This is a genomic window from Frankia sp. CcI156 (assembly GCF_001983015.1).
In the GTDB taxonomy this organism is placed as follows: domain Bacteria; phylum Actinomycetota; class Actinomycetes; order Frankiales; family Frankiaceae; genus Frankia; species Frankia casuarinae.
Genome location: NZ_MOMD01000056.1, coordinates 1 through 4,132 on the forward strand (window position 1 = coordinate 1; position 4,132 = coordinate 4,132).

The 4,132-nt window shown below is 69.5% G+C and carries 5 protein-coding genes and 1 tRNA gene; 4 read left to right on the forward strand and 2 right to left on the reverse strand.

The features are described from left to right. From CcI156_RS18635 to CcI156_RS18655, 4 genes are all read left to right on the forward strand, one after another. Positions 1-837, forward strand: an 837-nt coding sequence (locus CcI156_RS18635; protein WP_277870110.1) for a S16 family serine protease, incomplete at its 5' end; no start/stop codon positions are given. A 644-nt stretch (positions 838-1,481) separates the two neighbouring features. Beyond that, the gene (locus CcI156_RS18645; protein ID WP_011435491.1) at positions 1,482-1,976 is read left to right on the forward strand and encodes a hypothetical protein; all 495 of its coding nucleotides are present in this window, start codon (positions 1,482-1,484) and stop codon (positions 1,974-1,976) included. Positions 1,977-2,061: 85 nt separating this feature from the next. Then, positions 2,062-2,778, forward strand: coding sequence for an oligoribonuclease (orn, locus tag CcI156_RS18650; protein WP_236707320.1), 717 nt, complete (start codon positions 2,062-2,064; stop codon positions 2,776-2,778). A gap of 191 nt (positions 2,779-2,969) precedes the next feature. Further along, positions 2,970-3,045 (forward strand) — tRNA-His (locus CcI156_RS18655). Positions 3,046-3,122: 77 nt separating this feature from the next. On the opposite strand, the gene CcI156_RS18660 is transcribed toward CcI156_RS18655, so the two are convergent. Both CcI156_RS18660 and CcI156_RS26305 read right to left on the reverse strand, forming a co-directional pair. Further along, positions 3,123-3,839 (reverse strand): response regulator transcription factor, encoded by a 717-nt coding sequence (locus CcI156_RS18660; protein ID WP_076807200.1) that lies wholly within the window; start codon positions 3,837-3,839, stop codon positions 3,123-3,125. An 83-nt stretch (positions 3,840-3,922) separates the two neighbouring features. Continuing rightward, the coding region (locus CcI156_RS26305; protein WP_217697719.1) for a hypothetical protein at positions 3,923-4,132 on the reverse strand (210 nt) is incomplete at its 5' end.

Sequence of the window (4,132 nt, forward strand, 5' to 3'; positions counted from 1 at the left end):
TCGGCTGGCCCTTGGGACCCCGGCGAAGCCCCGAGCATGCGGGCCTCGCTGGGGTCCCCTGCCACATCTGGGGTCATCGCAACTTTTCTCTACCCCGTCAAGATCGTCGCCCGGGTGGCGCTCGGCGAGGCCACCCTGCCGGTGACGATCGATGCCGGGAACCTGCCCGGCTACATCGGCCGGCCGCGGCACACCCCGGAGTCGGCGGAGCGCACCGCCCTCCCGGGAGTGGCGACGGGCCTGGCGGTGACCGGCGCCGGCGGTGACGTCCTGTTCGTCGAGGCGTCGCTGGCCGACCCGGAGACCGGCGGGGCCGGGATCACCCTGACCGGGCAGCTCGGCGACGTGATGAAGGAGTCGGCGCAGATCGCGCTGTCCTACCTGCGCTCGCGCGGGGTGGAGCTGGAACTTCCCGTCGGCGATCTGGCCGACCGCGGTGTCCACGTGCACATCCCCGCGGGTGCGGTGCCGAAGGACGGGCCGAGCGCCGGGGTAACGATGACGACGGCCCTGGCGTCGCTGCTGTCCGGTCGGCCGGTCCGGGCGGATGTGGCGATGACCGGCGAGGTGTCGCTGACCGGGCGCGTGCTGCCGATCGGCGGGGTGAAGCAGAAGCTGCTCGCCGCGCACCGCGCCGGCATCACCACGGTGCTGCTGCCGGCGCGTAACGGCCCGGACCTGGACGACGTCCCGGCGCCGGTGCGCGACGCGCTCACCGTCCACCTGGTGACCGACGTCCGGGAGGTGCTGGACCTGGCCCTGGAGCCCGCCTTCGCCACCGGGCGCGCCGACCGGCCGGGCCACGGCGGGCGCTCCTCCACCCCGCTGGCCGCCTGAGGGTCACCCGCCGGCCCTGAGGGTCACCCGCCGGCCCTGAGGGTCACCCGCCGGCCCTGAGGGTCACCCGCCGGCCCTGAGGGTCACCGGYCGTCCGAAGGCCGACCAGGGGCGGCCCAGGGGCCGGGGAGGAGGGTGAGCGAGAGCCAGCGACACGCCGGGGACAAGGTAAACACCATGTGACGAGGGACGCGGAAGACGCAGATGGCGGCTACGGTCGGGGCGTGGATCGTGGTCGCTGTCTTCGGCAGGAGCGCATCGCACAGCAGCGCATCCTGGGGCTCAGTCGGCAAGGGGTGCGCCAGCGACCGCGGGACAATCGCGGGCCCGCCCATCCGCCGAACCGGCCACCCGGCCGGCGCAGGCGCACCCGCTAGATCGTTCTGCCCTCGGCAGCCGCATCGACAAGCGGCTGCGCCTCCCGCGCCGATCCGGACAACCCATGCCGATCCGGACAACCCATACCGATCCGACGCCGCGGCGGGCGGCGTGCCCGTCAACCCGCCGTCGGCCCACTTCCTCCCTCCCCCGGCCCGACTGCGCGCTTCGATCCCGGTCGGTCCCAGGCCGCGGGAGTCGATCACCTTCCCGCCCATTAAAGTGACCCGAACCCATGGGCGGCATGGCGGAGGGACGCAGTCAGCGTGGATGCCCTCAGGCGGGGTTGGGTCGGTCTTGCGCTGTTCTTCGCTGCCCTGGTCCTGATGCCGATCCTGGTGTTCGGCTATCACAGCCAGGAACCCCGGTCCGGTCCGACCCCGGCGGCATCCCCCGCACCCGACGGTCGTCCATCCCGGTCCGGCCCGGGCGCCATGCCCACGCCGTCGTCGACGATGTCCGTCGCACCGTTCACCTTCGCCGGCATCCACCAGGGCGAGACCATCTCCGGCTTCCGCATCATCCGGGTGGAAACGACGGGCTACGCCGGCCCCCTGACGTACGTGCTGAACGGACCGACCGGGCCGTACCGGCGGGATCTCCCAGGCCCGCCGTACCTGTTCACGCCGCATCCCGGCGGATGGCAGACCTCCGAGGTCCCGGACGGGCTGTACACCCTGACCGCGATCCTGGTCGGAGCCGGGAACACTCAGATCTCCATCAGCTTCACCGTCAGTAACGGAGCAGGGACTATAGGATGATCTCGACGGAGCGGGCACTCAGCCATACGACGAGAACCCGAGGGTGCACGTGACGACGGCGACCGCAGACCATAGTGTCAGCGGGATGGATCGACTAGTGTGGATCGACTGCGAGATGACCGGCCTGGACGCCGCGTCGGATCTACTCCTGGAAGTGGCCTGCTTGGTCACGGACAGTGAGCTCAACATCCTCGACGAGGGCATCGACCTGGTCATCTCGGCGCCGGARGAGGCGCTGCAGACCATGGAGCCGGTCGTCCGCGAGATGCACGAGGCCTCGGGCCTGACCGCCGCCGTCCGGGCGTCCACCTTGTCCCTCGACGACGCGGAGCGCCAGCTCCTCGACTACGTCCGCACCCGGATTCCCGAGGTGCGCAAGGCCCCGTTGTGCGGCAACTCGATCGCCACGGACCGCACCTTCCTCGCACGCTATCTGCCGTCGCTGGACGCTCACCTGCACTACCGCATGATCGACGTTTCGTCGATCAAGGAGCTCGCCCGCCGCTGGTACGTGCGGGCCTACTACGCGGCTCCGGTCAAACGCGGCGGCCACCGGGCCCTGGCGGACATCCAGGAGAGCATCGAGGAGCTGCGCTACTACCGACGGGCCGTGTTCGTTCCCCAGCCGGGGCCGGGCACCGAGCAGGCCCGCGCGATCGCCGCCGAGATCCGCGACCAGGCCGATGCGTCGCTGGCCTCCCTGACCGCCGGAGGCTCCGAGCACCCGCAACCGGACGACCCGGCCGGTTCACCCGCGCGGCTGGACGGGAGACCTTCCACCGCCCGCCTGAACGGGCAGTGATCTCGCAGAGCGCGGCGGGCATGACCGGGGTAACCCCCTTGCCCATCCAGTGGCGCGGACCGGTACGATAGCTTCGCTTGGTCAGGCGGCGTGGGTGGAACGTCCCGGATTCGGAATATCCCGGATTCGCACCGGTCGGAGGATCTCCGGTCCGGCCGGGTCTCCTCCTTCGGCATGGCAGCCAGGTTCTGGTGGGTGTAGCTCAGCTGGTAGAGCACCGGGTTGTGGTCCCGGTGGCCGCGGGTTCAAGTCCCGTCACCCACCCCAGAGCAATATCCCGCCGACCAGGCCCCGCGGGTTGGCGGACAGAGGCCCACCGTGGCAACCGTGCGGCCCCGCCGGGCTCACTCGATGTCGAACAGCCCCTGACGAACCGCGTACATCACGGCCTCCATCCGCGAGTGCAGCTGCAGTTTGTCCAKGATGTTACGAACGTGGTTCTTGACCGTGTTCTCACTGATGAACAGCTTGCGGGCAATCTCGCGGTTCGCGCGCCCCTCAGCGACCAGCTTCAGTACCTCGAGTTCTCGCGCGGTCAGGTGYGGGGCGTGCGCCCGAGGACGGTCCTCGGTACCCCGGGCCATCGTGGCGAACTCGACCATCAACTTCGATGCCATCGAAGGACTGATCAGGCTCTGCCCATTGTGGACAGCCCGCACCGCGTCGGCCACCTCGTGCRGCGGAATCGACTTCAGCAGGTACCCGACCGCACCCGCCTTGATCGCCTCGAACAGGTCAGACTCCTCGTCCGAGACCGTGAGCATCACGATACGCGTGCGCGGAACAGCACGTTTGATGGCACCCGCCGCGGCGATCCCGTCCCGGCCCGGCATCCGGACATCCATCAGGACGATGTCCGGCGATGTCCCGGAGGCCAAGGTCAGAGCCTCTTGACCGTTACCGGCCCGGCCGACGACGCTGATGTCCTCCTCGATCTCCAGGACCGTCTGCAGGCCCTGAAGGAACAACTCATGATCATCTACTACGAGGACCCGGATCAGCGCGGAGCCCTCGACGGAGTCGGCTTCAGCGGCCGACGGCGGCACRACACTGGCCGTCATCACACATCCGGGAATCAGGATCGAATGGTCCGAGCGGCGGCAACCCGGACGCGAACGAAAGGCGGTTCGGACACCATCCCACTCTACGTGATGAAGTACACACCCGAGGTCGTGACGGCGCCGAAGTGGTGCCACCATCTTGCCCGATAAACGCATCCGACATGCCGGAAATAGTACGCGGTGGACGCTGCCACCCACCCGCATAGGACCATGTTCGCGTGGCGAGTCGCGCCCGGTTTCCTCCTGGCAACGACCCCGGCGACCAGAGCGGCAAGCCAGCACCAGCAGCACCA